The organism is Actinomadura sp. NTSP31 (assembly GCF_041951385.1).
Taxonomy (GTDB): Bacteria; Actinomycetota; Actinomycetes; order Streptosporangiales; family Streptosporangiaceae; genus Spirillospora; species Spirillospora napierensis.
On sequence record NZ_JBGNUT010000052.1, the window covers coordinates 15,275 to 40,165 of the forward strand.

General features: G+C 73.1%; 22 protein-coding genes and 1 pseudogene. 11 read left to right on the forward strand and 12 right to left on the reverse strand.

The window, feature by feature from the left end:
* Positions 1 to 86: 86 nt before the first annotated feature.
* Entirely contained in the window at positions 87 to 959 is an 873-nt protein-coding gene (locus tag ACA514_RS46420) for a virginiamycin B lyase (protein ID WP_375047929.1), read from the reverse strand.
* 130 nt (positions 960 to 1,089) lie between these two features.
* Between ACA514_RS46420 and ACA514_RS46425 the strand changes: the two genes are divergently transcribed.
* Positions 1,090 to 1,692 (forward strand): TetR/AcrR family transcriptional regulator, encoded by a 603-nt coding sequence (locus tag ACA514_RS46425; RefSeq protein ID WP_375047930.1) that lies wholly within the window; start codon positions 1,090 to 1,092, stop codon positions 1,690 to 1,692.
* A 30-nt stretch (positions 1,693 to 1,722) separates the two neighbouring features.
* Here the strand turns inward: ACA514_RS46425 and ACA514_RS46430 are convergent, their stop codons facing one another.
* Together ACA514_RS46430 and ACA514_RS46435 are read right to left on the reverse strand one after the other, a co-directional pair.
* Positions 1,723 to 2,013 (reverse strand): putative quinol monooxygenase, encoded by a 291-nt coding sequence (locus ACA514_RS46430; RefSeq protein ID WP_375047931.1) that lies wholly within the window; start codon positions 2,011 to 2,013, stop codon positions 1,723 to 1,725.
* A 32-nt stretch (positions 2,014 to 2,045) separates the two neighbouring features.
* The gene (locus ACA514_RS46435; RefSeq protein ID WP_375047932.1) at positions 2,046 to 3,089 is read right to left on the reverse strand and encodes an aldo/keto reductase; all 1,044 of its coding nucleotides are present in this window, start codon (positions 3,087 to 3,089) and stop codon (positions 2,046 to 2,048) included.
* 131 nt (positions 3,090 to 3,220) lie between these two features.
* Between ACA514_RS46435 and ACA514_RS46440 the strand changes: the two genes are divergently transcribed.
* On the forward strand, positions 3,221 to 4,078 hold the full coding sequence (locus tag ACA514_RS46440) for a helix-turn-helix transcriptional regulator (protein WP_375047933.1): 858 nt from the start codon (positions 3,221 to 3,223) through the stop codon (positions 4,076 to 4,078).
* 18 nt (positions 4,079 to 4,096) lie between these two features.
* On the opposite strand, the gene ACA514_RS46445 is transcribed toward ACA514_RS46440, so the two are convergent.
* The 3 genes from ACA514_RS46445 to ACA514_RS46455 all read right to left on the reverse strand — a co-directional run bounded on the left by ACA514_RS46445 (position 4,097) and on the right by ACA514_RS46455 (position 6,359).
* Positions 4,097 to 4,657 carry a carboxymuconolactone decarboxylase family protein gene (locus ACA514_RS46445; protein WP_375047934.1) on the reverse strand — a complete coding sequence of 187 codons (561 nt, stop codon included), beginning with the start codon at positions 4,655 to 4,657 and terminating at the stop codon, positions 4,097 to 4,099.
* Positions 4,654 to 5,259, reverse strand: a complete 606-nt coding sequence (locus ACA514_RS46450) for a TetR/AcrR family transcriptional regulator (RefSeq protein ID WP_375047935.1) — start codon at positions 5,257 to 5,259, stop codon at positions 4,654 to 4,656. Before ACA514_RS46450 ends, ACA514_RS46445 begins: the two co-directional genes overlap by 4 nt.
* Positions 5,260 to 5,339: 80 nt before the next feature.
* Entirely contained in the window at positions 5,340 to 6,359 is a 1,020-nt protein-coding gene (locus ACA514_RS46455) for an NAD(P)/FAD-dependent oxidoreductase (protein ID WP_375047936.1), read from the reverse strand.
* A gap of 80 nt (positions 6,360 to 6,439) precedes the next feature.
* On the opposite strand from ACA514_RS46455, the gene ACA514_RS46460 reads away from it, so the two are divergent.
* Positions 6,440 to 7,033 carry an XRE family transcriptional regulator gene (locus ACA514_RS46460; protein WP_344274412.1) on the forward strand — a complete coding sequence of 198 codons (594 nt, stop codon included), beginning with the start codon at positions 6,440 to 6,442 and terminating at the stop codon, positions 7,031 to 7,033.
* Between the two features lie 26 nt (positions 7,034 to 7,059).
* On the opposite strand, the pseudogene bla reads toward ACA514_RS46460, so the two are convergent.
* Positions 7,060 to 7,934: pseudogene (gene bla / locus ACA514_RS46465) on the reverse strand (class A beta-lactamase); the annotation flags it as partial.
* A gap of 223 nt (positions 7,935 to 8,157) precedes the next feature.
* The gene (locus tag ACA514_RS46470) at positions 8,158 to 8,643 is read right to left on the reverse strand and encodes a GbsR/MarR family transcriptional regulator (RefSeq protein ID WP_375047937.1); all 486 of its coding nucleotides are present in this window, start codon (positions 8,641 to 8,643) and stop codon (positions 8,158 to 8,160) included.
* A 136-nt stretch (positions 8,644 to 8,779) separates the two neighbouring features.
* Between ACA514_RS46470 and ACA514_RS46475 the strand changes: the two genes are divergently transcribed.
* A complete protein-coding gene (locus ACA514_RS46475; protein ID WP_375047938.1) occupies positions 8,780 to 10,345 on the forward strand; it encodes a GMC family oxidoreductase in 1,566 nt (521 codons plus the stop codon).
* Between the two features lie 33 nt (positions 10,346 to 10,378).
* Positions 10,379 to 11,803 (forward strand): aldehyde dehydrogenase family protein, encoded by a 1,425-nt coding sequence (locus tag ACA514_RS46480; protein WP_375047939.1) that lies wholly within the window; start codon positions 10,379 to 10,381, stop codon positions 11,801 to 11,803.
* A gap of 55 nt (positions 11,804 to 11,858) precedes the next feature.
* On the opposite strand, the gene paaZ is transcribed toward ACA514_RS46480, so the two are convergent.
* Positions 11,859 to 13,898, reverse strand: coding sequence for a phenylacetic acid degradation bifunctional protein PaaZ (gene paaZ, locus ACA514_RS46485; RefSeq protein ID WP_375047940.1), 2,040 nt, complete (start codon positions 13,896 to 13,898; stop codon positions 11,859 to 11,861).
* 122 nt (positions 13,899 to 14,020) lie between these two features.
* Here paaZ and ACA514_RS46490 point away from each other — a divergent pair, with 122 nt between their 5' ends.
* Together ACA514_RS46490 and ACA514_RS46495 are read left to right on the forward strand one after the other, a co-directional pair.
* On the forward strand, positions 14,021 to 14,992 hold the full coding sequence (locus ACA514_RS46490; protein WP_375047941.1) for a threonine/serine dehydratase: 972 nt from the start codon (positions 14,021 to 14,023) through the stop codon (positions 14,990 to 14,992).
* Between the two features lie 146 nt (positions 14,993 to 15,138).
* Positions 15,139 to 16,353: a tetratricopeptide repeat protein gene (locus ACA514_RS46495; protein WP_375047942.1), complete on the forward strand. Its 1,215-nt coding sequence runs from the start codon at positions 15,139 to 15,141 to the stop codon at positions 16,351 to 16,353.
* A 46-nt stretch (positions 16,354 to 16,399) separates the two neighbouring features.
* On the opposite strand, the gene ACA514_RS46500 is transcribed toward ACA514_RS46495, so the two are convergent.
* The 3 genes from ACA514_RS46500 to ACA514_RS46510 form a co-directional block, all read right to left on the reverse strand.
* The gene (locus ACA514_RS46500; RefSeq protein WP_375047943.1) at positions 16,400 to 17,281 is read right to left on the reverse strand and encodes an SAM-dependent methyltransferase; all 882 of its coding nucleotides are present in this window, start codon (positions 17,279 to 17,281) and stop codon (positions 16,400 to 16,402) included.
* Between the two features lie 131 nt (positions 17,282 to 17,412).
* The gene (locus ACA514_RS46505) at positions 17,413 to 18,123 is read right to left on the reverse strand and encodes a TSUP family transporter (protein ID WP_375047944.1); all 711 of its coding nucleotides are present in this window, start codon (positions 18,121 to 18,123) and stop codon (positions 17,413 to 17,415) included.
* A 431-nt stretch (positions 18,124 to 18,554) separates the two neighbouring features.
* On the reverse strand, positions 18,555 to 19,685 hold the full coding sequence (locus tag ACA514_RS46510) for a LuxR C-terminal-related transcriptional regulator (RefSeq protein WP_375047945.1): 1,131 nt from the start codon (positions 19,683 to 19,685) through the stop codon (positions 18,555 to 18,557).
* Between the two features lie 203 nt (positions 19,686 to 19,888).
* On the opposite strand from ACA514_RS46510, the gene ACA514_RS46515 reads away from it, so the two are divergent.
* The 4 genes from ACA514_RS46515 (at position 19,889) to ACA514_RS46530 (ending at position 24,834) form a co-directional block, all read left to right on the forward strand.
* Positions 19,889 to 21,325 carry an FAD/NAD(P)-binding protein gene (locus tag ACA514_RS46515; protein WP_375047946.1) on the forward strand — a complete coding sequence of 479 codons (1,437 nt, stop codon included), beginning with the start codon at positions 19,889 to 19,891 and terminating at the stop codon, positions 21,323 to 21,325.
* A gap of 88 nt (positions 21,326 to 21,413) precedes the next feature.
* Complete coding sequence (locus ACA514_RS46520) at positions 21,414 to 22,013, forward strand: dihydrofolate reductase family protein (protein WP_375047947.1); 600 nt, start codon at positions 21,414 to 21,416, stop codon at positions 22,011 to 22,013.
* A gap of 221 nt (positions 22,014 to 22,234) precedes the next feature.
* A complete protein-coding gene (locus ACA514_RS46525) occupies positions 22,235 to 23,209 on the forward strand; it encodes an RNA polymerase sigma factor (RefSeq protein WP_375047948.1) in 975 nt (324 codons plus the stop codon).
* A 194-nt stretch (positions 23,210 to 23,403) separates the two neighbouring features.
* On the forward strand, positions 23,404 to 24,834 hold the full coding sequence (locus ACA514_RS46530; protein ID WP_375047949.1) for an MFS transporter: 1,431 nt from the start codon (positions 23,404 to 23,406) through the stop codon (positions 24,832 to 24,834).
* Positions 24,835 to 24,891 lie beyond the last annotated feature (57 nt).

A 24,891-nucleotide genomic window follows, 5' to 3' on the forward strand; every position in this document is an offset into this window, starting at 1 on the left:
TCACGGTGGCCCGCGGACGCTTCGCCGCGGCCCGAACCATGATCGGCCGCGCCCGGTGCGGTTCGGCGCGACCCGCTGCGGACGGGTCAGCCGGGGACGACCTGGGCGATCCCGCCGGTCTCCAGCGCGACCCACAGGGCGCCGTCCGGCCCGAGGGCGATGCCGTGCGGTTCGCAGCCGGGCGTCGGCAGCGGATGCTCGTCGATGCGCCCTTCGGGGGTGATGCGGCCGACGTGCGCGGTGCCCCACTCGGTGAACCACAGCGCCTCGTCGGGGCCGGCGACGATCGCGTGCGGACGGGCCCGCCGGTCGGGCAGCGGGAACTCGGTGACCTTGCCGTCCGTGGTGATCTGGCCGATCTGCCCGGTACCGATCGCGGCGTACCACAGCGCGCCGTCCGGGCCGGAGGTGATGCCCACCGGCGCGGCGCCCTCGGTCGGCAGGGCGTGCAAGGCGACGTCGCCGTCCGGCGCGATCCGCCCGATGGCGTTGCCCTGGTTGAGGGTGAACCACAGCGCCTCGTCCGGCCCGGCCGTGATCATGGACGGGAGCGCGCCCTCCACCGGCAGCGGGAACCCGGTGACCTCGCCGCCGGTGGTGATGCGGCCGATCCGGCCGGTGTGCATGAGGGTGAACCAGAGCGCGCCGTCGGGTCCGGCGGCGATCCCGCACGGGCCGCCGGGCGGCACCTCGAACTGCGTCACCCGGCCGCCGGTGTCGATCCGGCCGATGCGGTCGCCGCGGAACCCGGTGAACCACAGCGCGCCGTCCGGGCCCGCGGTGATGTTCATCGGCCCGGCCTGGACGGGGTCGTCCGGATGGAAGCCCGGTTCGCCGCCCGGTTCCATCCGCCCGATCCGCCCCTCATGCACCAGCGTGAACCACAAGGCTCCGTCCGGTCCGGCGGTTATCCCGTAAGGGCCCGCCTCGGGGCCGCTGACGGTGAACTCCCTGATCATGGCACGCGAACCCTGCGGCATGGATGGTCCCCCCTCGTCCCACTTCTTTCCGCCGGACGCCGAGACTAACGCAACCGAAGTTGCGTTACGATCGGTGCGTGCAGCGCATCGGACACTCGGGGGCACGCCGATGACCACCGGACCGGGAACGGTGCGGCCCGGCGGCCGCACCGCGCGCGTCCGCGCCGCCGTCCGCGAGGCCACCTTGGCGGAACTCGCCGAACGCGGCTACGCCGGCTTCACCGTGGAGGGCGTGGCCACCCGCTCCGGCGTCCACAAGACCACCCTCTACCGGCGATGGGCCGACGCCGACGGCCTCATCGCCGACGCCCTCGACCTCGCCGCCGGCGAGCCGTGGCCGGTCCCCGACACCGGCACCCTCGACGGCGACCTGCACGCGCTCGCCGGGCTCGTCCTCACCGGCTTCACCGACCCGGCGGCCGGGCCGGTCGCTCGCGCGTTCGTGCAGGCCGCGGCGCAGAGCCCCGACGCCGCACGCGCCCTGCACCGGTTCTTCGCGCGGCGCCACGAGCAGTCCGCCGCCATCGTCGAGCGCGCCATCGAACGCGGGGAGGCTCCGGCCGGAACCGACCCCGCCGAGGTCGTCCGGCTCGCCGTCGCACCGCTGTACTACCGGCTGTTCGTCAGCGGCGAGCCGGTCGACGAGGCGGTGGCCGGGCGGGCGGCCGCGGCGGCGTGCGCCGCCGCCCGCGCCGGCCTTCTGGTGGCCTGACCGGCGCGGGCGCAGCGGGTCCGGGCGGGATCATCCGGCCGGGACGAGCCGCCGGATCGTCATCGGCTCGGCGAGGATCTCCCCGAGCACCTGCTCGACATGCCGGAAGTGCGGCGTGGCGAAGTGCTCCTCCAGCGCGCCGGGGCCCGTCCACTCCTCGACGACCACCATCCGGGCCGGCCGGTTCGGGTCGGCGTAGGGACGGTAGGACAGGCACCCCGGCTCCTCCAGGGACGGCTCGATCATCGCCTCCAGGGCGGTGCGGAGCCGGTCCTCCCGGCCGGGCGCGGCGAGGCATTCGGCGACGACGGTCAGCGACATGATGCGTCCTCTCTTCTCAGGCGGTGACGGGCTCACGGGCGGGCGGGGCCGCTGCCGGCGCCGGACGCGGTGATCGCCGCGGCGATCTCCTCCAGGTCGGCCGGCGTCAGCTCGACCGAACCGGCGCCGATCCAGCCGTCCACCTGCTCGGCCTTGCGGGCACCGACGATCGCGCCGGTGACGCCGGGCCATGCCAGCGTCCAGGCGATCGCGACCTCCGCGACCGTCACGCCGCGCCGCTCGGCGATCGGGCGCAGCGCGTCCGCCAGCCGCAGGTTCGCCGGCAGCCCGGTGGTGAAGTCGCGGTGGGAGGCGCGCCAGTCGTCGGCGGGCAGCGCGGCGGCCCGTTCGGCCGAGAACGCGCCGGTCAGCAGGCCCGACTGCAGCGGCGAGTAGACGATCACGCCGGTGCCGTGCGCGCGGGCCCAGGCGATCTCCCCGGCCGCCGACCGGTTGATCGCCGAGAACGGCGGCTGGACCGCGTCCACGTGCGCGACCTTCTCGGCGCGCTCCAGCAGGTCGGGGGAGTGGTTGGACAGCCCGATCGCCCGGACCTTCCCCTCGGCCTTCAGGTCCGCCATCACCTGCCAGTACTCCTCCAGCGGCGTCGCGTTCGGCGACACCGCGCCGGAGCCGTCGCCGGCGTAGTCCAGCGACTCGCCGGTGTCGGGCCAGTGCACCTGGTACAGGTCGATGCGCTCGACGCCGAGGCGGCGCAGCGAGTCCTCGACCTCGCGGCGGACGCCGTCCGGCCGCATGACGCGGCGCGGCGCGGCCTGCGGGTCGGCGGGGTCCCAGACCAGGCCCGCCTTGGTGAAGACGAACGGCCGGTCGGCCTCCGGCAGGTCCGCGATGGCCTTGCCGACCAGCTCCTCGGAGTGGCCCAGCCCGTACACCGCGGCGGTGTCGATCCAGTTGACGCCGGAGCCGACCGCGTGCCGGATCGCCGCGACCGACTCGGCGTCGTCGGTGGCGCCCCAGCCGAACCGCCAGCCCGGCCCCGACACCGCCCAGGAACCGAACCCGACGGCCGTGATGTCCATGCCGGTGCTTCCCAGCGGACGCGTAGTGATCATCTTTCTTCCTCCGGTTGCGGGAGTTCGTGGTGATCACTCTGGTCGGCGGGGGCGGCCGCACCCAGTGGCGGCCGGAGCCTAGGCACGGCGTGACCACACTCCGGCCGCCGCGGGGCAGGGATAATCGGGGCATGGCACTCGACAGGCGAGCGGAACTCGGCGAGTTCCTGCGCTCACGCCGGGCCCGGCTGAAGCCCGAGGAACTGGGACTTCCCGACTACGGCGGACGGCGCCGCGTGCCCGGCCTGCGCCGCGAGGAGCTGGCCCGGCTCGCCGGCGTCAGTGTCGACCACTACGTCCGGCTGGAGCAGGGCCGCACCCTGCAGTTCTCCGAGGCCGTCCTGGACGCGGTCGCCCGCGCCCTGCGCCTGGACGAGGTCGAACGCGGCCACCTGTACCGCCTGGCCCGCCCCTACACCGAACCCGCCGGGGCGCCCGCGCACGAGTCCCAGCGGGTCCGGCCCGGCCTGCGGCGCCTGCTGGAGTCGACGCCCGACGTGCCCGTCTACGTCGTCGGCCGCTACACCGACGTGCTGGCCTGGAACGATTTGGCCGCCGCGCTGATCACCGACTTCGGTGCGCTGCCGCCCGAAGAGCGCAACTTCGCCCGGCTGGTGTTCCTGGACGAGGGCATGCGCGGCCTGTACGCCGACTGGCGCGCCAAGGCCGCCGACATCGTCGGCTACCTGCGGCTGGACATCGGGCGGCATCCCGGCGACCCCGCGGCCGCCGCGCTGGTCGAGGAGCTGTCGGCCGCCAGCCCCGAGTTCCGCGAGATCTGGGCCGAGCACGGCCTGAAGGAGAAGACCCACGGCCGGTACGTCTACCGGCACCCCGCCGTCGGCGCCCTCGAACTCGGCTTCGAGACGCTCCGCCTGCCCGACGACCCCGACCAGGCGCTGATCGCCCACACCGTCGAGCAGGACTCCCCATCGCACGCCGCGCTCCGGCTGCTGGCCACCACGCACCGGAGCGCCTCGGTGCGCTGAGGGGGCGCCGCGCGGTCGTCACGTCGTGGCGGGCGCCGTCCATTCCTGGTCCTTCCAGGCGGGGTCGAGCGGGGTGTGGGCGATGTGGTTGGTGTAGTTCGACAGCGTCTTCATGCCGATCCCGAGCACGACGTCCAGGACCTGCCGGCGGGTGTACCCGGCGGCGAGAAACGCCTCGACCCGCTCGTCGCCGACCCACCCGCGCTGGTCGACCATCGCGGTGGTGAACACGCGGGCGGCCTCCAGCGCCGGGTCGTCCAGCGACCGGCCCTCGCGCAGCGCCTCGACGACCTCCGCCGGGACGCGCGAGCGCAGCGCGAGCGTGGAATGGGCGGCCACGCAGTACTCGCAGCCGTTCAGCACGCTGGCGGTGATCCACACGACGTGCTTGGCGTTCCTGGGCAGCGACGACCTGCCGAACAGCTCCGACAGCGCGTTGTACCCCGCCAGCAGTTCGGGCGACTCGGCCATCACCCCGTTCAGGGTGGTGACGAACCCCATCCGCTTCTTCGCCGCCTCCAGATGCGGGCGCGCGGCCTCGGGGGCGTCGGTCTCGTCGTACACGGCGAACTCGGTCATCGGTTCTCCTCATCGGGGGTCAGGGAGGCGAGGGCGGCGTCCACCGCCGCGGTGAGCGCGGCCGGGGACGCGCCGGCCCGCGACCGCAGGTTCACGCCGTAGGCCAGCAGCGCGAGCGTCTGCGCGGCGCCCTCCAGGTCGAGGCCGGGACGCAGTTGCCCGCGCCGGCCGGCGGCCCGCAGGGCGGCGCGCATCGCCGTGCACAGCCCGTCGTGGTGGGCGTCCAGGACCTGCTTGACGTCGTCGTCCTCGGCGCCGTCCAGGCTCGCGTGCGCGTTGGACACCATGCATCCCCAGCGCGCGTGCTCGCCCGCGCACCGGGCCGCGATGAGCCCGCCGAAGAAGCCGGCGATCGCGGGCAGGCCCCGCTCGTCCGCCGCGAGCCGGTCGAACACCGGACGCGAATGGCGCTCCACGTAGCCGCGCAGCGCCGCCAGGTACAGATCCCGCTTGCCGCCGAACGTCGCGTACAGGCTGGACCGGCTGATCCCCGTCTCCGCGACCACCTCGGCGATGCCGGTGGACGCGGCGCCGCGCCGCCAGAACAGGCGCACCACCTGGTCCAGCACCGCGTCGGGATCGAAGTGCTTGACGTCGGGCATCCGCTCGCGCCTCCCCGCACAATCTCGGAACAGTCGTTCCAAGATTGCACGGGGAGGCCTTCGGGCGCAACCGGCTCAGGTCACAGGCCGTGGCGGCGGTCGCCCAGCACCGCCTCGCAGACGCGCGCCTCGGACTCGGCCGAGAACGGGGCCCGGCGGGCCTCGACCGCCTGCCGGGCCTCCTCGGCGACCAGGTCGGCGTTGATCTGGGCCCCCGCCGCCGCGCCCGCCGCCGCGGCGGCGCCGACCTGCGCGGTCAGGTCGGTGACGTTGCCGGCGACCCACACCCCCGGCACGTCGGTGCGGCCCGTCGCGTCGGACGGGACGTGCTCGCCGGCCCCGGACGGGTGCTCGGCCGGCCGCAGGCCGAGCCCCGCCAGGAAGTCCGCGCGGGCGACCATCCGCGGCGCCACCGCCAGCGCGTCGCGCGCGACGACCGAGCCGTCGGCCAGCCGCACGCCCGCGATCCGGTCGCCGGCGATCTCCAGGGCCACCACCTTGCCCTCCACCACCCGGACGCCGCGGGCGGCGAGCTGCTCGGCCTCCTCCCCCGAGGGCGGGGGAGCGGTGTGGGCGAAGAACACGACATCGGCGCTCAGCTGCCGGAACAGCAGCGCCTGGTGCATCGACATCGGGCCGCCGGCCAGGATCCCGATGGCCTGGTCGCGCACCTCCCAGCCGTGGCAGTACGGGCAGTGCACCACGTCCCGCCCCCACCGTTCCCGCAGGCCCTGCACGTCCGGCAGCTCGTCGACCAGCCCGGTGGTCACCAGCAGCCGGCGCGCCCGGACGGTCCGCCCGCCTTCCAGGGCGACGGTGAAGCCCCCGGCGTCCCGTGCCGCGCCGGTGACCGTCCCGGCCACCACCTGCCCGCCATAGCGGCGGACCTCCACCCGCCCGCGCTCCAGCAACTCGGCCGGCGGCATCCCGTCCCGGGCCAGCAGCCCGTGCACCCCCTCGGCGGGCGCGTTGCGCGGCGAGCCCGCGTCCAGCACCACGACCGACCGCCGCGACCGCGCGAGCATCAGCGCCCCGTTCAGTCCCGCGGCACCGCCGCCGATCACCACCACGTCATAGCGGTCCCTCAGCTGTTCGGTCATCTCGACCACCTCCGCCGCCACTATGCGAAGGCGCCGCCGGAATCCGCAAACATCTTTGCCGATGTGGCAAACTGGTGGGCATGGACGACGATCTGGACCAGGCCCTCGACGCGGTGGGCCCGCGGCTGCGCGCCCTGCGCAACCAGCGGGAGATCACGCTCACCGACCTGTCGGCGGCGACCGGCATCTCGGTGAGCACCCTGTCGCGGCTGGAGTCCGGCGCCCGCCGCCCGACCCTCGAACTGCTGCTGCCGCTGGCCAAGGCCTACGGCGTCACCCTCGACGAGCTCGTGGACGCCCCGCCCACCGGCGACCCGCGGGTCCACCTGCGCCCGGTCGTCCGCAACGGCATGACCATGCTGCCGCTGACCCGCCGCGCCGGCGGCATCCAGGCCTACAAGCTCGTCATCCCGGCCGGCAGCGACCGCCGGGAGCCCACCCCGCAGACGCACGAGGGCTACGAATGGCTCTACGTCCTCAACGGGCGGCTGCGCGTCGTCCTCGGCGAGCACGACCTGGAGCTGGCACCGGGCGAGGCCGCCGAGTTCGACACGCGCCTGCCGCACTGGTTCGGCGCCGTCGACGCCGAACCCGTCGAGTTCCTCGTCCTCTTCGGCAGCCAGGGCGAGCGCGCCCACCTGCGCGCCCGCCCCAAGGCCGCGCAACGCGCATAGCGAGCGCGCACACCGCCGTCCGATGCTCAGCCGACCGCGTTGGCGAGGATTCCGGCGGTCTCGGCGATGGCGGGCTCGTCGGCCCCGCCGTCCGCGCCGAGGCGGTTCGTCGTGATCACGATGATCAGCGGCGCCCCGGACGGGGGCCAGGCGATCGCGATGTCGTTGGCGGTGCCGTATCCGATCCCCGTGCCGGTCTTGTCGCCGACCGTCCAGCTCTTCGGCAGGCCGGCGCGGATGCGGTTGCCGCCGGTCCGCGTCTGCTTCATCCAGCCGACCAGGCGGTCGCGGTCCGCGCGGACGAGCGTGTCGTCCGCGGTGAGGGAGCGCAGGTCGCCGGCCCAGGCGCGCGGGGAGGTGGTGTCGAGGACGGACCCCGGCTTCCACAGGTTGAGGTCGGTCTCCCAGCGGTCGTGCCGGGTGACCCCGTCGCCGAGCGAGCGGAGGAAGGCGGTGTCGCCCGCCGGACCGCCGAGCTGCTTGAGCAGCAGATTGCCGGCCGTGTTGTCGCTCTGGGTGATCGCCGCCTTGCACAGGGCCGAAACGGTCATGCCGCTGTTCACATGCTTCTCGGTGACGGGCGAGTTGTCCACGAGATCGCTCTTGCCGTAGCGGATGACCCGATGCAGCAGGCCCGGGTCGGACCGGTGCGCCTTCTGCAGAATCCCGCCGCACACCATGGCCTTGAACGTGGAGGCGAAGGGGAATCGTTCGTCGGCGCGGTAGGCGACGAAACGCCCGGTCGCGGTGTTCAGCGCGTAGGCGCCGATGCGGTCTCGCCGGGACCGTTCGAGCGCGCTCAGCCGCTTATCGACGGCCGCCTGCGACGCCGCGGGCCGCAGGCCGGACTGCCCGCCGAGCGAGGCGACGTCGCTCCGCGGAGCGACGCGCTCTCCGCCGCCTCCGTCGGACCCGCAGGCGGTGAGGCCGGCCAGAACCGAGGCGGCGGAGAGGGCGATCGCAGTGATCCTGCGGAAATGCTGTGAGGTCGGCATACCGCAGAGCAGATCAGGGCGAACGGCCACGTGTCCAATATTGATATCACTGCACTACCAATATCAGAAGACATATTATTGCTGGTCAGGACGGCTACGATCCCGATGAAAGGTGTTGGACGGTCGTGCTCAGTCGGCTTGGTGGGATGCCTTGTATTCGCTGAGGAGTGTTTCGAAGCGCTGCACCATGAAGGTGTAGAACTCGTGCATTTCGCGGAGGCGTGCGCGCTGCCGGTCGGGGAGGTCCGTGCCGCGTGCCTGCGCGCTCTCGGCCAGCGCCAGCAGGCCGGTCGTCCCCTCGAGCTGGTGCTGCAGGCAGCCGATCCAGGCGTCGTCGCGCCACTCGTACACGAACTGGCGGGAACCCGGCTGCTTGAACCGCCGGACGGTCCCGCTCAGCACGAGCAGGCGCGTCATCTCCGACATCGAGCCCTTGCTCGCGTTCAGCGCGCTCTGGAGCTGCGCCATCGTCAGGGGGTCCTCGCTGAGCATCAGGACGCCGGCGGCGCGCCCGGCCATCGGGGGCCAGCCCATCGCGCGGCCGATGTGCAGGCCGAAGTCGTCGATCAGGGAGTTCGCATCGCCGGAGGGATCGGCGCCGACACGGCTGGGCACCACCGGACTCCAATCGATCAGATTAAAATGAAAGTTCACTCTTGACTGAACTTCACCTGTGAAGGCAGTCTACCGGCCAGCAGCGGAACGGACATCCCCGGATCCGCGCTCCCGAGCCGAACGCAGGAGGTTCGCCGTGCCGGACACGGGCTGGGACGTCATCGTGGTGGGAGCGGGGTCCGCGGGGGCGGCCCTCGCCGCCCGTTCCGCCGGGCGCGGCAGGCGCGTCCTGCTCCTGGAGGCCGGGCCCGACTACCGGTCGGCGCAGATGCCGGAGGCGTGGCGGTCGCCGAACCCCGCCCGCGCGCTGATGGACCCCGCCGCCGTCGCGGGCCTGGTCTGGGAGGGCGTCGACTCGGCCCGGACGGAGAAGCAGCAGCAGGCCCCGTACTGGCGCGGCCGCGGCGTGGGCGGCAGCTCGTCGGTCAACGGCCAGATCGCGATCCGGCCGCCGATGGAGGACTTCGCGGACTGGGCCGCCGCCGGGTGCGCCGGCTGGTCGCCCGAGGACGTCCTGCCCTACTTCGCCAGGCTCGAGGACGACGAGGAGTTCGGGGACGAGCCGTACCACGGGCGCGGCGGCCCCACCCCGATCTTCCGGATGCCGCAGCAGCGGTGGGGCGGGGTGGACGCGGCGCTGTCCGCGGCGGCCCGGGCCGCCGGGCACGCCTGGGCGCCGGACGTGAACGCGCCCGGCGCGGCCGGGGTCTCGCCGTACCCGATCAACTCCCGGGCCGGGCGCCGGGTCACCGTCAACGACGGCTACCTCGAGCCGGCCCGGTCGCTGCCCGGGCTCACCGTCCGCGGCGACGCCCTGGTCGACCGGGTCGTGTTCGAGGGGGATCGGGCCGTCGGCGTCCGGGTCGTCGCGGACGGGACGCAGGTGACCGAGTACGCCGACGAGATCGTGCTCAGCGCCGGAGTGATCCACTCACCGGCGGTCCTGATGCGGTCGGGGATCGGCCCGGCGGACGACCTGCGCCGCCTCGGCATCAGGGTGCGGGCCGACCTCCCGGTCGGCCGCGGCATGCAGGACCACCCGATGATCGTCGTCGGGCTGCCGCTGACGGCGGAGGCCGCGGTCAAGACGGCCGACGACCGCCACACCAACGTCTGCGTCCGCTGGAGCAGCGGGGCGCCCGGCGGCACGCCCCACGACATGATGTTCGTGTCGCTGAACATGAACGTGCTGTCGATGGAGAGCGCCGACACGCGGTTCCCGGTGGGCGGCTTCGGGGTGTGGCTGAACCAGAGCCACTCGCGCGGCGTGCTGGCGCTGACGTCCGCCGACCCGCGGGTCCAGCCGGAGGTCCGGGAGCGGATGCTGTCGGACGACCGCGACCTGGCCCGGCTGCGCGACGGCGTCCGCGCCCTGGCGGAGATGGCGCGCGGTCCCGAGGCCGCGACCGTCGTCGCCGGGTCGGTCGGGGCCGCCAACGACCGCCTGTTCGCGGTGCTGGACGACGACGCCGAGCTGAACGATCTGCTGCTGGCGACCGCGGTGGACGCCCAGCACGGCACCAGCACGTGCCGGATGGGCGCGGCCGGCGACGACTCCGCGGTGGTCGACCCGTCCTGCCGCGTGCGCGGAGTGCAGGGCCTGCGCGTGGTGGACGCCTCGATCTTCCCGTCCGTCCCGCGGGCCAACACCAACCTCGCATCGATCATGCTCGGCGAGCTGATGGCCGACCGCCTCGGCTGACCGCTCGCCGACCCGGCAAAGGAGCACCAACCTGTGAAGACCTTGCAGAACCTGATCGGCGGCGTCTGGGAGGACTCCCGCGGCGGCGCGTTCCACGAGGTGGTCGACCCGGCGACCGAGGAGGTCGCCGCCCGCTGCCCCAGCGGCTCGCCCGAGGACGTCCGGCTGGCCGTGGACGCGGCCGTCGCAGCCCAGCCGGCCTGGGCGGCGCTGCCCGTCGCCGAACGCGTGGCGCGGCTGACCCGGTGGGCGGACGCGGTCGCCGAGCACGCCGCCGAGCTCGCGGAGATCGAGTGCCGCGAGATGGGCAAGCCCGTCGCCCTCGGCACCGGCTTCATCGGCGGCGCCGCGCAACTGCTCAAGGCGGCCGCCGCCGAGGCCCTGGACTACCCGTTCGAGGAGACCGTCGCCGCCCCCGACGGGAGCAGCACCACGATCCTGCGCAAGCCGCTCGGCGCCGCCGCCGTCATCGTGCCGTGGAACTTCCCGGTGCCCATGACGCTCGGGGCGATCGGCCCGCTGCTCGCCGCGGGCGACACCGTCGTGATCAAGCCGTCGGAGCGGTCCCCGATGTCGGCGGTGCGGCTGCTGGAGCTGGCCGACCTGCCGCCCGGCGTGGTGAACCTCGTGCACGGCGACTCGCGGGCCGGCGTGCCGCTCGTCGCCGACGAGCGGATCGGGCTGGTGCACTTCACCGGGTCCGTCGAGGCCGGCCGCCAGGTCGGCCGGGAGAGCGGCGCCCTGCTGCACCGCTCGATCCTCGAACTCGGCGGCAAGGACCCCGTGGTCGTCGACGCCGGCGTCGACCCGGCCGCCACCGCCGCGGCGGTCGCGTTCGGCGCGTTCGCCAACTCCGGGCAGATCTGCACGTCCATGGAGCGGATCTACGTGCACCAGGACGTCGCCGAGGAGTTCATCGACGCCCTCGTGGACATCGCCGGGACCTACGCCCTCGGCGACGGACGCGACGCGACCACCGTCCTGGGCCCGCTGGTGGACCAGCGGCAGCGCGACCTCGTGGAACGCCACGTCGCCGACGCCGTCGAGCGCGGCGCGACCGTCCGCACCGGGGGGAGGGCGCCCGGGGGCACGGGGTTCTTCTACCCCGCCACCGTCCTCACCGGCGTGGACGACTCCATGCTCGTCATGACCGAGGAGACCTTCGGCCCGCTCGCCCCGGTGATGGTCGTGCCCTCCTTCGAGGACGGGCTGGCGAAGGCGGCCAAGACGCGTTTCGGCCTCGCCGCCACCGTCTACACCGACGACCCGGAGCACATGGCCGCCGCGCACCGCATCCCCGCCGGCGTCGTGTGGGTGAACCAGTGGCAGGGCGGCGGTCCCGAGCGGCTGTACGAGCCGGCGGGCGACAGCGGCATGGGCGCCACCGGTTCCCGGGCCGCCTACGACGCGGCCACCCGTCCCGTCTCCGTCCACACCGCACCGGCGGCGGGCGCCTGACGGCCGGCGCGTACCCGCAGCCCGGCGCCAACGCCGCCGGCGCGATGACCGCCGCTCAGGCCGCGGGCCAGGTCTTGGCGACGAGGGTGAGCACGTCGTAGGTGGCGACCGGGCGGCCGTCCTGGTTGCCGACCACGGCGTCCCAGCGCACCTCGCCGTAGTCGGCGCCGGCGCGCGGGGTGATCTGCTTGACGGTCAGCGCCACCTCGATGGCGTCGCCGGCCTTGACCGGGGTGAGGAAGCGCAGCGCGTCGACGCCGAAGTTCGCCAGGACCGGTCCGGGGGCCGGGTCGACGAACAGGCCGGCGGCCAGCGACACCACCAGGTAGCCGTGCGCGACGATGCCGCCGAACAGCGGGTTGCGCGCGGCGGCCTCGGGGTCGGTGTGGGCGTAGAAGGTGTCGCCGGTGAACTCGGCGAAGTGGCCGATGTCCTCCAGCGTCACCGTCCGCGGCGCGGAGGCGATGGTGTCGCCGATCCGCAGGTCCGCCAGGGACTTGCGGAACGGGTGGACGCCGGACTCGGAGCGGGCGGCGCCCGTCGTCCACTGCCCGGTGACGGCGGTGAGCTTGTCCGGGGACGCCTGGACGGCGGTGCGCTGCATGTGGTGCAGGACCCCGCGGATCCCGCCGAGCTCCTCGCCGCCGCCGGCCCGTCCCGGGCCGCCGTGCACCAGCACGGGCAGCGGCGAGCCGTGCCCGGTGGACTCCTCGGCGTCGTCGCGGTCCAGCACCAGGACGCGGCCGTGCCAGGGAGCGAGCCCGAGGACGACCGTCCGCGCGACGTCCGGGTCGCCGGTGACGACGGACGCGGCGAGGCTTCCCCTGCCCCGCGCGGCGAGCGCCACCGCCTCGTCCAGGCCGCCGTAGGCGAGCACGGTGCTGACCGGGCCGAACGCCTCGACGTCATGGGGCTCGGCGGCACCGGGCCGGGCGCGCAGCACCAGCGGGGTCATGAAGGCGCCATGCTCGGCGTCGCCCATGACCGGACCCGCGCCGGCGGGGTCGCCGATGGCGACGTCGGCGCCCGCCCGCAGCGCCTCGACGGCCTTGCGCACCTCGTCGCGCTGGCCGAGGCTCGCGAGCGCGCCCATCCGCACCCCGGGGTCGCGGGGGTCGCCGACGGTCACCTTCGCCAGCCGCGCGGCGAGCGCCTCGGTCACCCGGCCGGCCATCGCCGCGGGGACGATCACCCGGCGGATGGCCGTGCACTTCTGTCCCGCCTTGACCGTCATCTCGGTGACGACGCCCTTGACGAACAGCTCGAACTCCGGATCGTCCGGCCGCACGTCGGGGCCGAGGATCGAGCAGTTGAGGGAGTCGGCCTCGACGCCCAGGGCGACGCCGCCGTCCAGCACGTTCGGGTGGCGGCGCAGGATCCCGGCGGTGCGCGCGGAACCGGTGAAGGCGACGGAGTCCTGGACGGTCAGCGCGTCCAGCAGCCCTCCAGGGCCCGCGGCGAGCAGCTGCAGGGCGCCCTCGGGCAGGATCTGTGACGCGATGATCTGCCGGACGGCGAGTTCGGTGAGGTAGGCGGTCTGGCCCGCGGGCTTGACGATCGAGGGCAGCCCGGCCAGGAACGCCGGAGCCAGCTTCTCCAGCATCCCCCAGACCGGGAAGTTGAACGCGTTGATCTGGACCGCGACGCCCGGCCGGGACGCGTAGAGGTGCCGGCCGACGAAGGTGCCGCCCTTGCCGAGCCGCTCCACGCCGCCGTCCAGGACGACCGTGTCGTTCGGCAGCTCCCGCACGCCCTTGCTCGCGTAGCTGAACAGCGTGCCGATGCCGCCGTCGACGTCGACCGCGGTGTCGCGCGCGGTGGCGCCGGTCCGCACCGACAGGGCGTACAGCTCCTCCTTGCCCGCGGACAGGTGCTTGGCCAGCGCCTTCAGCAGAGCGGCCCGTTCATGGAAGGTCAGCGCCCGCAGCGCGGGACCACCCACCTCCCGGCCGTGCCGCACCATCGCGGGCACGTCCGGCCCCCGGCGCCCGAACCGCGCGACCTCCTCGCCGGTCGCGGCGTCCAGCAGGGGGTCGCCGTCGCCGGCGTCCCGGAACCACCGTCCGGCGGCATAGCTCTCCAGCAGCGCGCTCACGCTGCCTCCCTTCGGCGACGTTCAGGCGGGGACCGGGCGCGGGGGGCGCCGTCCCGCACCACCGTATTACTGACCGACTGGTAAGTAAATGGATGCGCCTTCGCCTACTACGCTCCTGTGCCGTGCAGGAGACGCGCCTCGACACCGTCCGGATCCGGGCGGCCCGCCGGACGATCGACCCGGTCTTCCTCGACACCCCGCTGTACCGCTGCGAAGCGCTGGAACCCGGCCTCGGATGCGCGGTGAGCATCAAGCTCGAAACCGCGAACCCGGTCCGCAGCTTCAAGGCCCGCGGCACCGAGGTCGTCGCGAGCCTGCTCGCCGGCAACGGCCCGCGCGCCGCGGTGTGCGCCAGCGCGGGCAACCTGGGCCAAGCCCTCGCCTGGTCCGGACGCCGCCGGGGGCTCGACGTCACCGTCGTGGCGTCCCGCTTCGCGCCCGCCGCCAAGCTCGACCGCATCCGCGCCCTCGACGCCAGGCTGGAACTGGTGGACGGCGACTTCGACATGGCCCGCGAGCGGGCGGCGGCCATCGCGCGGCACGACGGCATCCGGCTGGTCGAGGACAGCCTGGACCTCGAGACCTGCGAGGGCGCGGCGACCATCGGCCTGGAACTGGCCGACGCCGCGCCGCCGTTCGACGCCGTCCTGATCGCCCTCGGCGGCGGGGCGCTGGCCACCGGCGTGGGTCACGTGCTGAAGGAGTCGGCGCCCGAAGCCGAGGTGATCTGCGTCCAGCCGCTGGGCGCCCCGGCGATGACGCACTCGTGGCACCGGCGGCGCGTCGTCACCACCGACTCGACCGACACCATCGCCGACGGCGTCGCCGGCCGGCGCCCCATCCCGGCCGTCCTGGACGACCTCCTCCTGGTCGCCGACGACGCCGTCCTGGTCCGGGAGGCGTCGATCATCGCCGGGATGCGGCTGCTGCTCGACCGCGCCGGACTGGTCGTCGAGCCGTCGGCCGCGCTCGGCGTCGCGGCGGTGCTCGAAGACCGCGACCGCTTCGCCGGCCGGCACGTGGTCACCATCGTGTGCGGCGGCAACGTCGACGCGGACGCCTATCGCCGCTGGGTCGGACTGACCGGAACGTGACCGCCGGGCCGCCGGCGCACTCCCCGCGTGCCGCACGGGTGCTCGGCCGTCTCCGAACATCCCGATCCGGGACCGGTCCCGGGCGATCGCGGCTAGGTTGACGGCCAGACGGGCGACCACCGGGCCTGCGCCGGTCAAGGAGGGACATGGAACCACCGACCGACCAAGACGTCCGGCAGGGCGTGCATCCGTTCTGCGGACCGTGCACGGACGAGACCATCGCGTGGGCGGCCCCGGACGCCACGACCGTCAACGGGATCGGCACCCGCTTCTACGGCGCGGACGATCCCTGCACGCGGTGCGGGTCCGTCGTCAGGCGGCTGTACTTCTGCGTCCTGTTGATTCCCGTCTGGCCGATGGGACGTTTCCGCATCATCACCCTCGGCAGGTCGCTGACCGGCTCGCGCACCCGCTATGTCGGCCGCCGGTTCCCCATCAGCGCCGACAACCCCTACGGCCTGGACGGCAAGACCGCCGCGCTCGTGGCGCAAGCGGAGGCCGAGGCGGACCAGGCCGCCGCGTCCCGGCCCGAACCGCCGCCGTCTCAGCTGCCCGACCACCCCGAACTGCGCGGCAGACGCTACAAGGCGGCCGAGGGCTACTGGGAGTCCGGCATGCCCGACCACGCCCTTCCGCTGTACGAGGAGGCGCTCGCGGCGCACGAGGCGGTGCTGCCCGCCGACGACACCGCGACGTTGCAACTGCGTCAGCGTGTCGCGGAGGCGTATCTGGCGGTCGGGCGGCCGGTGGCGGCCCTGACACTGCTCACGCAGACCTCCGCCCATCTCTCCCGGGTACTCGGTCCCGACCATCCGGCCAGCCGCCGGGCGCGCGACGACCTGACCAACGCGCGCGGACTGCTGGGTTTGGTCCGCGACGAGGCCAAGGCCCTGGAGGCAGAGCTGGCCGAGGTGGAACGCACTGAGGGACCGGACCACCCGAAAGCCCTGCGCACGGCCTGCGCGCTGGGCATGGCGCAGTTGCTCAGCTCCCGCGTGGTACCGGCGCTCGAGTTGCTCGACCGGACGCTGGACCTGTCCGAACGGGCACTCGGCGCCGATCACCCCGACACCGGCCACGTACGGAACGAGCTGATCGCGGCCTGCGACTTCGCCGAGCACCGCGGCAAACCGGCAGAAGTACGAGCGGCCGTGCGGGCCCGCGAACACGTGAACGGCCCCGAGGCCCCCGAAACGCTGGCGGCGATGTACGCGTTGGCCCGGCTCTACGCCTCGTCCCGCAGACGCAAAGACGCGGCGATGGACCTCCTCCACGTCACCTTGGAGCGGTGCGAGCGCGCGCTGGGCCCGGACGATCCGCTGACCACCGAGGTACGGCGGCAGTTGGACCGGCTGAACTGACGTCTGGAGCCGACCGTGCGGGCCGGTCGCCCCGAGAGCCCGGCGGTCAGGGTTTGCGTGCCAGACCGCCGTACCAGTTGACCTGGTCGGCAGGCGGGCGGGGACCGTCGTCGTCTGGACGCCACTCCGACACCAGCGTCACCCCGGGGTCCACCAGGTCCAGGCCGTCGAAGGCCAGGGCGGTGAAGCTGTCCCGGGTGCGGGCCTGGGCGGGTACGCCGCCGTTGCGATAGGCCTGCTCCAGGCCGTGCACACCGTCCGGGTCGTGTTCGGGGGTGACGTGGGAGGCGACCAGGAAGCTGCCCGGCGGCAGGGCCTGCAGCAGGTTCCGCACGATCTGCTCGGGATGCTGCTCGTCCACGATGAAGTGCAGGATCGCCACCAGCATCAACGCGACCGGCTTGTCGAGATCCAGGGTGCCGCGGACGGCGGGGTCGGCCAGGATCGTGTCCGGCTCGCGCAGGTCCGAGTGGACGTAGGCGGTCTTGCCTTCGGGAGTCCCGATGAGCAGCGAGCGGGCGTGCGCCAGCACGATCGGGTCGTTGTCGACGTAGACCACGCGGCAGGCGGGATTCTCCGCCTGGGCGATCTCGTGGACGTTGCCGGCGCTGGGCAGCCCGGCACCGATGTCGAGGAACTGGGTGATGCCCTGCTCGCGGACCAGGTGCCGGACGGCCCGGGCCAGGAACGCCCGGTTCTCCCGGACGGCGACCCGCACGGCCTGCCAGCTGCGCGCGGCGACCTCCGCGGTCTCCCGGTCGATCTGGTAGTTGTCCTTGCCGCCCAGGTAGTAGTCGTACATCCGGGCCGAGTGCGCGACCGTCGTGTCGATCTTCACCGTCTCGGCGACCGGCCGGGACACCGCGCTCGGCACCTCCCATGCCTTCCGGGCACGCTCGGACACCAGGACCTCCCGCTCATCGCTCATCGCCGCCACAAATGATCATATTCGGAGAGAACGACCGAGACGCCAGTTTCGCCGCCCAGTGAGCACGGGGTGTCGCGGCGATGTGCGGGCCCGCCTGCACCGACCAGCGACGGTGCACCGCGCCGTCCCCCTCACAGGCCGGCGAGGAACGAGACGGCGGCGATGACCATACCGGTCTCGATGACCAGGGCGAAGGCCCGGGGGCTCATCCGCGCGACCGTCCTCTTGCCGCACCAGGCGCCGGCGATGACGGCCGGGGCGAGGACCAGGCCGAGGTGCAGCACGCGCGGCGGCAGCAGGCCGCCGGTGCCGTAGGCGGCGACCTTGCTCAGGTGGACGGTCAGGGACGCGGTGGCCTCGGTGCCGATGTACGCGCCGCCGGTGAGGCCCCGGGCGAGGAAGAACGGCGCCGCGAGCGGTCCCGCCGAGCCCAGGAGGGACGAGCCGAGTCCGGTGCCCGCGCCGATGACGGTGAACGTCCCGTCGGCGGGAGGGCGCGGCGCCGGCCGGCAGCGCCGCAGGACCAGCATGGCGACGAGCCACGCCCCCAGGCAGCGCTTGAGCGGCCCGACCGGTGCGTACGGAAGCAGGAACGCCCCGGCCAGCGCGGCGGGGACGGCTCCGGCCGCGAACCGGCCGATGATCCGCCACTGGACGTCGCGCCGGTTGAACCACACGCGGCCGCCGTTGCCGGCCAGCTGCGTCAGCGCGAGCACGGGCAGTGCCGTCTGGAGACCGAACAGGGCGGTGAACGCCAGCAGCGTCAGCACACTGCCGCCGACTCCGCCCATCGCCGACAGCCAGGCGAGGGCGAACGCCAGGAACATGGCCAGGACCAGCATGGAAGGCCTCTCCGGCTCCCGCGCTCGCGGGAACCGCGACCTCCAGGCTTTTGTCCCTTCAGTTGACCCGCGGCCCTCGGCGACCGCCGGTGGTGTCGCTCGGACCGGCCCCGCCCGGTCGGCCGGGCGGCGGAACCCTAGACACTCACGGCAGACCCTACTCCCGGCCCGGGGAGCGCGCCATCGCTCAGCGGGCGAGGAAGCGCAGCAGCTCCGCCTGCGGCGAGCAGCGCCGGCACCCGTACGCCCGGCCCCGGTATGGGCAGAGCCTGCCGCGGTCGTCGGCCCACATCAGGGCCGCTGGCCTGGTCTGTCGACGAATCCGGAGCCGAGGCGCACTTCCAGGCTCTGGACGGTGCCGCGACGCACAACGGTCTGGTGACCGAGGTCGTCACGGGTCGTGAAGACTTCGGGCGGTTGCTACCAGATCCCTAGACGATCCGGGCCCGGGCAGGCGGCTGCCCGTGGCGCCGGACCGGTGTCGGTTCCGGCAGCGCGGGCCAGTAGTGGTCGGTGAACAGGCGGGCGACCAGTGCGCCCCGGCTCGAGACGCCGGCCTTGATGAAGATCGTCTTGAGGTGGTCGCGGACCGTGTGCGGCGAGATGAACAGCGCCGCGGCGATCTCGGCGGTGGTCATCCCGCGCGCGGTGAGCTGGGTGATCTGGAGCTCCCGCGAGGTCAGGCCGTACGCCTCGGCGACCAGCGCCGCCAGGTCGGCGGCTGTCGCGGGCTCGATGACGAGGGCCACCGGGCCCGGCCTGCCGCCAGGTCCGGTGAGGCAGGAGGCGTGGCAGGTCAGCCAGCGCCCCTCGGTGGTCCGGATGCGCACGCGGGCGCTGCCGCGGTCCCAGCCGTCGGTGACGGCGCGTGCCTGCAGCACCGTGCCGAGCACCCAGATCGGCAACTCCAGCCCCAGCGGTGTGGGGAACGACGGCCCCTTCGGCAGCCGCGCGAGGTGGTGCCTCGCCTCGTCGTTGGCCGACGTGACTTCGCCGGACTCGTCGAAGAGGATCAGGCCGGACGCCGGGGAATCGGTGCCGTGCGCGGACGCGGGCGGCCGGGTGAACGTCCGCAGCCGCTCGGCCAGCGGGCGGGACAGGCCGGCGAGCAGCGCGGTCTCCTGCGGGCGGAAAGCGTCGGTGGTGCGGAACAGGCTCACCAGGCCCCACGGCCGGTCGCCGATCCGGAGCACGGCGCGCAGCTCGTCGTGCACGCCCTGGTCCTGCAGCAGGCGCCGGAACCGGGCGCTGCGGGCGGGAAGGTCGCCGGTGGCCGCGCGCAACCCGGCCGCCGGTACGGAGGCGCGGGTCAAGTCGCGGAACGGCAGGACGTTCTCCTCCAGCAGTTCGCTTTTCCAGTAGGCGGCGCAGCCCTCGCCGGAGCCCAGGTTCTCCACCAGCATCGGTGCGGTGATCAGGCCGGTCTCCGGGTCGGCGGCGGTCCACACGGCCGAGTGGAACGGCACCAGCCGCCGCAGCCGGGACGAGACGCGGCCGAACAGTTCCAGGGCGTCGGCGGCCTGTTCGGCGGCCGCCAGCACTGGTCGGTGCCGATCGGTCATGCGCGTCTCCTCAACTGATCGGCCCGCCCGCCGCCCGCTCCGGTTCATGCACCTTCCGGTTCCACAGCCTGCTCTGTCGCCCCACAGCACGTAACCCCTCGTTTGAGGGGGACGTTCCCCACGGATCTCCCGGGAAGCGGGGATGGGGCGCCCCGGCGAAGGTGAGCAGGGTCGGTGGCACACGACCACCGGAGAGGGAGATCATGGACATCGCGATCGTCGGGGGAGGAGCGGCAGCCGTCGCCCTGTTGGACGCGCTCGCCGCCACCGAGGGCAACGCCGCAGTGGGCGGAACCGGCACCATCACCGTCTTCGAGCCGTCGCCGCACCTGTGGCGGGGGCGACCGTACGGCCCGGACCTTGATGCGGTGCTGGTCAACACACCACCCGCCCTCATGTCGGCCCGGGCCGGCGACTTCGGCCACTTCGCGGCCTGGCTCGGAAAACGCGGCGCCGAGCACCTCGACCCGCTCCTCGGCCAGCCGCTGATCCCGCGCGCGCTCTACGGCGAGTACCTGGTCCACTCCGCGGAGAAGGCCGTGGCGGCTCTCGCCGAACAGGACCGGCCCGTGCGCGTCGTGGCCGCACGGGTGACGGACGCCGTCGTCCGGTCCGGCACGCGCCTGGTCCTGCGCACGGACGACGGGCACGAGTACGAGGCAGACCGCGTGGCGCTGTGCACGGGTGGGGGAACGCCCCCGGACCTGTACGGACTCACCGGTGAAGCAGGCTTCACAGCCGACCCGTATCCGCTCGCCGACACGCTTGACCACATCGCCGACGGCGACGATGTGGCGGTCATCGGCAGCGGCCTGACCGCCGTCGATGTCGTCGTGGCGCTCGCCGCGCACGGGTATCCGGGACGGATCACGCTCCTGTCCCGCAGCGGCGTGCTCCCGTACGTCTGGCAGCGCCCGGACGGTCGGAGTCCCGCACACGTGACCGTCGAGCAGGCGGCGAAGCTGCACGGCGCCCAGGGGTATCTCGCGCTCGACGACCTCGTCGGCCTGCTGCGCACTGAAATGGCCGACGCGGGAGAAGATTTCGACGAACTCGCGGAGCAACTTCGCAGCACTCGGACGGACGATCCGGTCCAGCGCCTCCGGCAGCAGATCGCCGCAGTCGACGACCCCCGGATCGGCCGCCGCGTGTTGCAGGAGACGGCGCACACGGTCGGGCCTTACGCCTGGCGCCTGCTGCGCGAACCCGACCGCGCTCGGCTGCGGCGCCACCGCCGCACCGCCACGAGCGTCGCCTCGCCCATGGTTCCGGTGAACGCGTCCATCCTGATGCGGCTCCTGGACTCCGGCCAGCTCACCGTCTCTTCCGGCGTCACCGCGGTCGAGCCGGTGAACGGGCGTTTCCGGGTGCGGGACGCCGAGGGGCAACGCACCGCGCATGTCGTCGTCAACGCCGTGAACGCGCCCGCACAAGCGATCCCGGGCGCGGCCCGGCACCTGGTCCGATCACTGATGGACGCCGGTCTGGCCACTCTCCACCCGTCCGGTGGCGTGGTCCCCGCCGACCCGCGCGTGCACGTGGTCGGCGACCTGGCCGGCGGCGGCTCGTTCATCACGTCGAGTATCGCGGGCGTCGCCACGCAGGCGTCCCGCACCGCCGCGGCGCTCCGGACAAATTAATTCGAAGACGGTGTCGGATCGGGTCGGTGGTGTTCGTAGAAGTGATGAAGCCGCCCGACGGAGGCGGCACAAGAAGAGGAGCAGCACCATGAGCACCACCTTCACCGTCGACTTCTTCTGCAGCCTCGACGGCTACGGCATGGCCAAGGGCTGGCCCGGCTACTGGGGGAAGGAAGGCCCCGAGCTCATCGAGGACCGGGTCCGCACCTTCGCCCAGGACCAGGTGCTGGTCTTCGGCGCGACGACGTTCCGGCAGTTCCGGAAGTTCGTGGGCCTGTTCGACGAGCCCTACTACGACAGCCTGAACGAGCTGCCGAAGATCGTGTTCTCCAGCACGCTCGAAGACCCGCTCGGGTGGCAGAACTCGACGGTCCTCAACGAGGACGCGGTGACGGCGATCGAGCGCCTGAAGCGCACCACGGACGTCCCGATGCGTTCGCACGGCAGCATCTCGCTCAACCGCGCTCTGCTCGCTGCCGGCCTCGTCGACCGGCTCGAAGTCATCATGTTCCCCGCCATCTCGGGGCGCGCCGGCGAAGCGGCGCTCTTCCACGGCGGGGCGGAGTTCGACCTGGAGCTCATCGAGTCGACCGTGCTCGACGGCCGGACGCACAAGCTCGTGTACACCCCGCACGTCCACGGCGAGATCCCCGAGGGCGTCGGGCCGCAGGTCCGAAACGCGGGCTAGGTGCACTCGGTCATGGTCTTGGTGAGCTGAATCAGCTCGAAGGCCTGCTACCGGAAGGTCGAGGTGCGGCCATTTCTGGACGTGTGAGCGGGGTTCGACGTCCGGCAAGCCATCACCCGGGCCCACCACGAGGAGTGGGCCCGGGTGGCCGCTGCCCCCGCAAGGCCATCGACCGGATCCGGCGGGAGAGCAAACGCGACGACAAGCACAGGGAGGCTCAGATGGTGCACCACGACGCCCCGCCCGAGCCCGCCGGCGCCATCGACGACGACCGGCTCCGGCTGATCTTCACCTGCTGCCACCCCGCCCTGGCCATGCAAGCCCGCCTGGCACTGACCCTGCGCATGCTCGGCGGCCTGACCGTGCCCGAGATCGCCCGCGCCTTCCTGGTCCGCGAAACCGCCATGGAACAGCGGATCACCCGCGCCAAAGCCAAGATCAAAGCAGCCCGCATCCCTTATCGGATGCCCTCCGCAGAAGATCTCCCCGCACGCGTCACCGGCGTCCTCGCCGTGCTGTACCTGGTGTTCAACGAGGGCTACCTGGCCACCGGCCCCGACACCGACCCGCTACGCCACGACCTGACCGCCGAGGCGATCCGCCTCACCCGCCTCATCCGCGCCCTCCTCCCCCACGACGGCGAAGCAGCCGGACTGCTGGCGCTGATGCTGCTCACCGAAGCCCGCCGCACCGCCCGCATCTCACCCGACGGCGAACTGGTCACCCTCGCCGAACAAGACCGCGCAACCTGGGACACCGCCCTGATCGCCGAAGGGCACCGGCTGGTGCGCGAACGTCTCGCCGCAGCCGCCACCGGCACGGCCCCCGGCCGCTACCAGATCCTCGCCGCGATCAACGCCGTGCACACCTCCGCCCGCGACGCAGCCGACACCGACTGGTCACAGATCGTCGCCCTCTACGACCAACTCCTCCACCTGGACCCCTCACCCATCATCACCCTCAACCGCGCCATCGCCATCGCCGAACTCCACGGCCCCGACCTCGCACTCACAGCCATCGACCAGCTCCAGGACACCCTCGCCGCCTACCACGCCTACCACGCCACCCGCGCCGACCTCCTACGCCGCCTCGGCCACAGCCGGCAAGCGCGCGCCGCCTACGACAAAGCCATCGAACTGGCGGGCAACACCGCCGAGACCGCCTACCTGACCCGCCGCCGCGACCAACTGCGGTAGCCGGGATTCCAAATCCGCGCGCGAAGCGTCGGCCGGGCCCCGGCCGACGCTTCGCGCGCATTCCGCGTACGACCTCCCGCCTGACGTTCCGGAAAAGATTCGAAGGCGCTGTCGGATCGGGTCAGGGGTGTTCGTAGGAGGGATGAGAGGCCGCCCAAGAAGGGCGCCCCACGGAGCCGAGAAGGACCTTCCTCATGACGACCTTGACGGAGCCGAGCACAGTCATCACACGCCGCTCCAGCCGCCTGACGTGGGCGATCCTCGGACTGGTGCTGCTCTCCGACGCACTCGACGTGATCGACGCGACGGTCACGAACATCGCCGCCCCCACCATCGCCGCCGAGCTCAACGGCGGTGAGAGTCTGATCAAGTGGCTGGGACCGGCGTACATGCTCGCCATGGGCGTCCTGCTCGTGGTCGGCGGACGGCTGGGCGACAAGTTCGGCCAGCGCAGGCTTTTCCTGATCGGCATGAGCGGGTTCACCCTGGCATCGGCAGTCGCGGGGTTCTCACCCGACCCGACCTTGCTCATCGCCGCTCGGGTCGCGCAGGGAGCGTTCGGGGCGCTGCTCATTCCGCAGGGCATGGCGATCATGACGAAGGAGTTCAGCCGCGACATGCTCGCCAAGGCCTTCGGTCTGTTCGGCCCGGTTCTCGGCCTCTCCAGTGTCGGCGGCCCGGTGCTGGCCGGATTCATCATCAGCGCCGACCTGTTCGGTCTGTCCTGGCGCCCGATCTTCCTCGCCAACATCGTCCTCGGCATCGTCGGGCTGGTCATGGCCGCCAAGATCCTGCCGCGTGACGGCGACGGTGACCGGTCCGCCGTCGTCGACGGTTGGGGCTCCGGCCTGCTCGCGGTCACCATGCTCGGGCTGCTGTACGGCCTGATCGAGGGCTCGACCAACGGCTGGAGCGCCGTCCCTGTCGCCTCGATCACTGTCGGCGTCCTGTTCTTCGCCGCCTTCGCCTACCGTCAGTGCACCGCGACCCACCCGCTCGTCCAACCCTCGCTCATGAAGAACCGGGGTTTCACGTCCGGGCTGCTCGTGTGCCTGGTCGCCGTCGCCGCCGGCACGGGTCTGCTCTTCGTGCTGTCGCTGTTCCTGCAGGAGGGGCTGCACGTCGGCCCGAGGGACACCTCGCTCGGCATGGTGCCGCTCACCCTGGGGCTCGTCGCCGCCGGGTTCGCCGCCATGGGCGGCCTGGTCGCCGAGCACGGTCGCCGGCTCGTCTTCATCGGTCTCACCGTCGACCTCGTCGGTTGCGGCTGGGTTCTGGCCCTCGTCGTTCACTCCGGGACGAACATCAGCCTCTGGGCGCTGGCCCCGGCGTTCTTCGTCATCGGCGTCGGCATCGGCCTCAGCTTCGCCACGATCCCCGTCGTCGCTCTCGGCGACGCGAGCCCTGACGAGGCGGGCGGCGCCAGCGGCTCGTTCAGCTCGATCCAGCAACTCGCTTCAGCGATCGGCTCGGCCGCGGTCACCTCGATCTTCTTCCAAGCCGCGACCTCCGGACTGGCTCATGCGATGAAGGTCAGCCTGATCGTCGTTCTGGCCGTCACCGCCCTCAGCCTCCCGGTCGTCGCGCTGATGCCCCGCAAGGCACCGTCAGAACCCCGCCAGTGAGCAACCGGCCGGACGCGGCGAGGAGGGGCGGCCGACGGGGGCGAGACACCCGTCGGC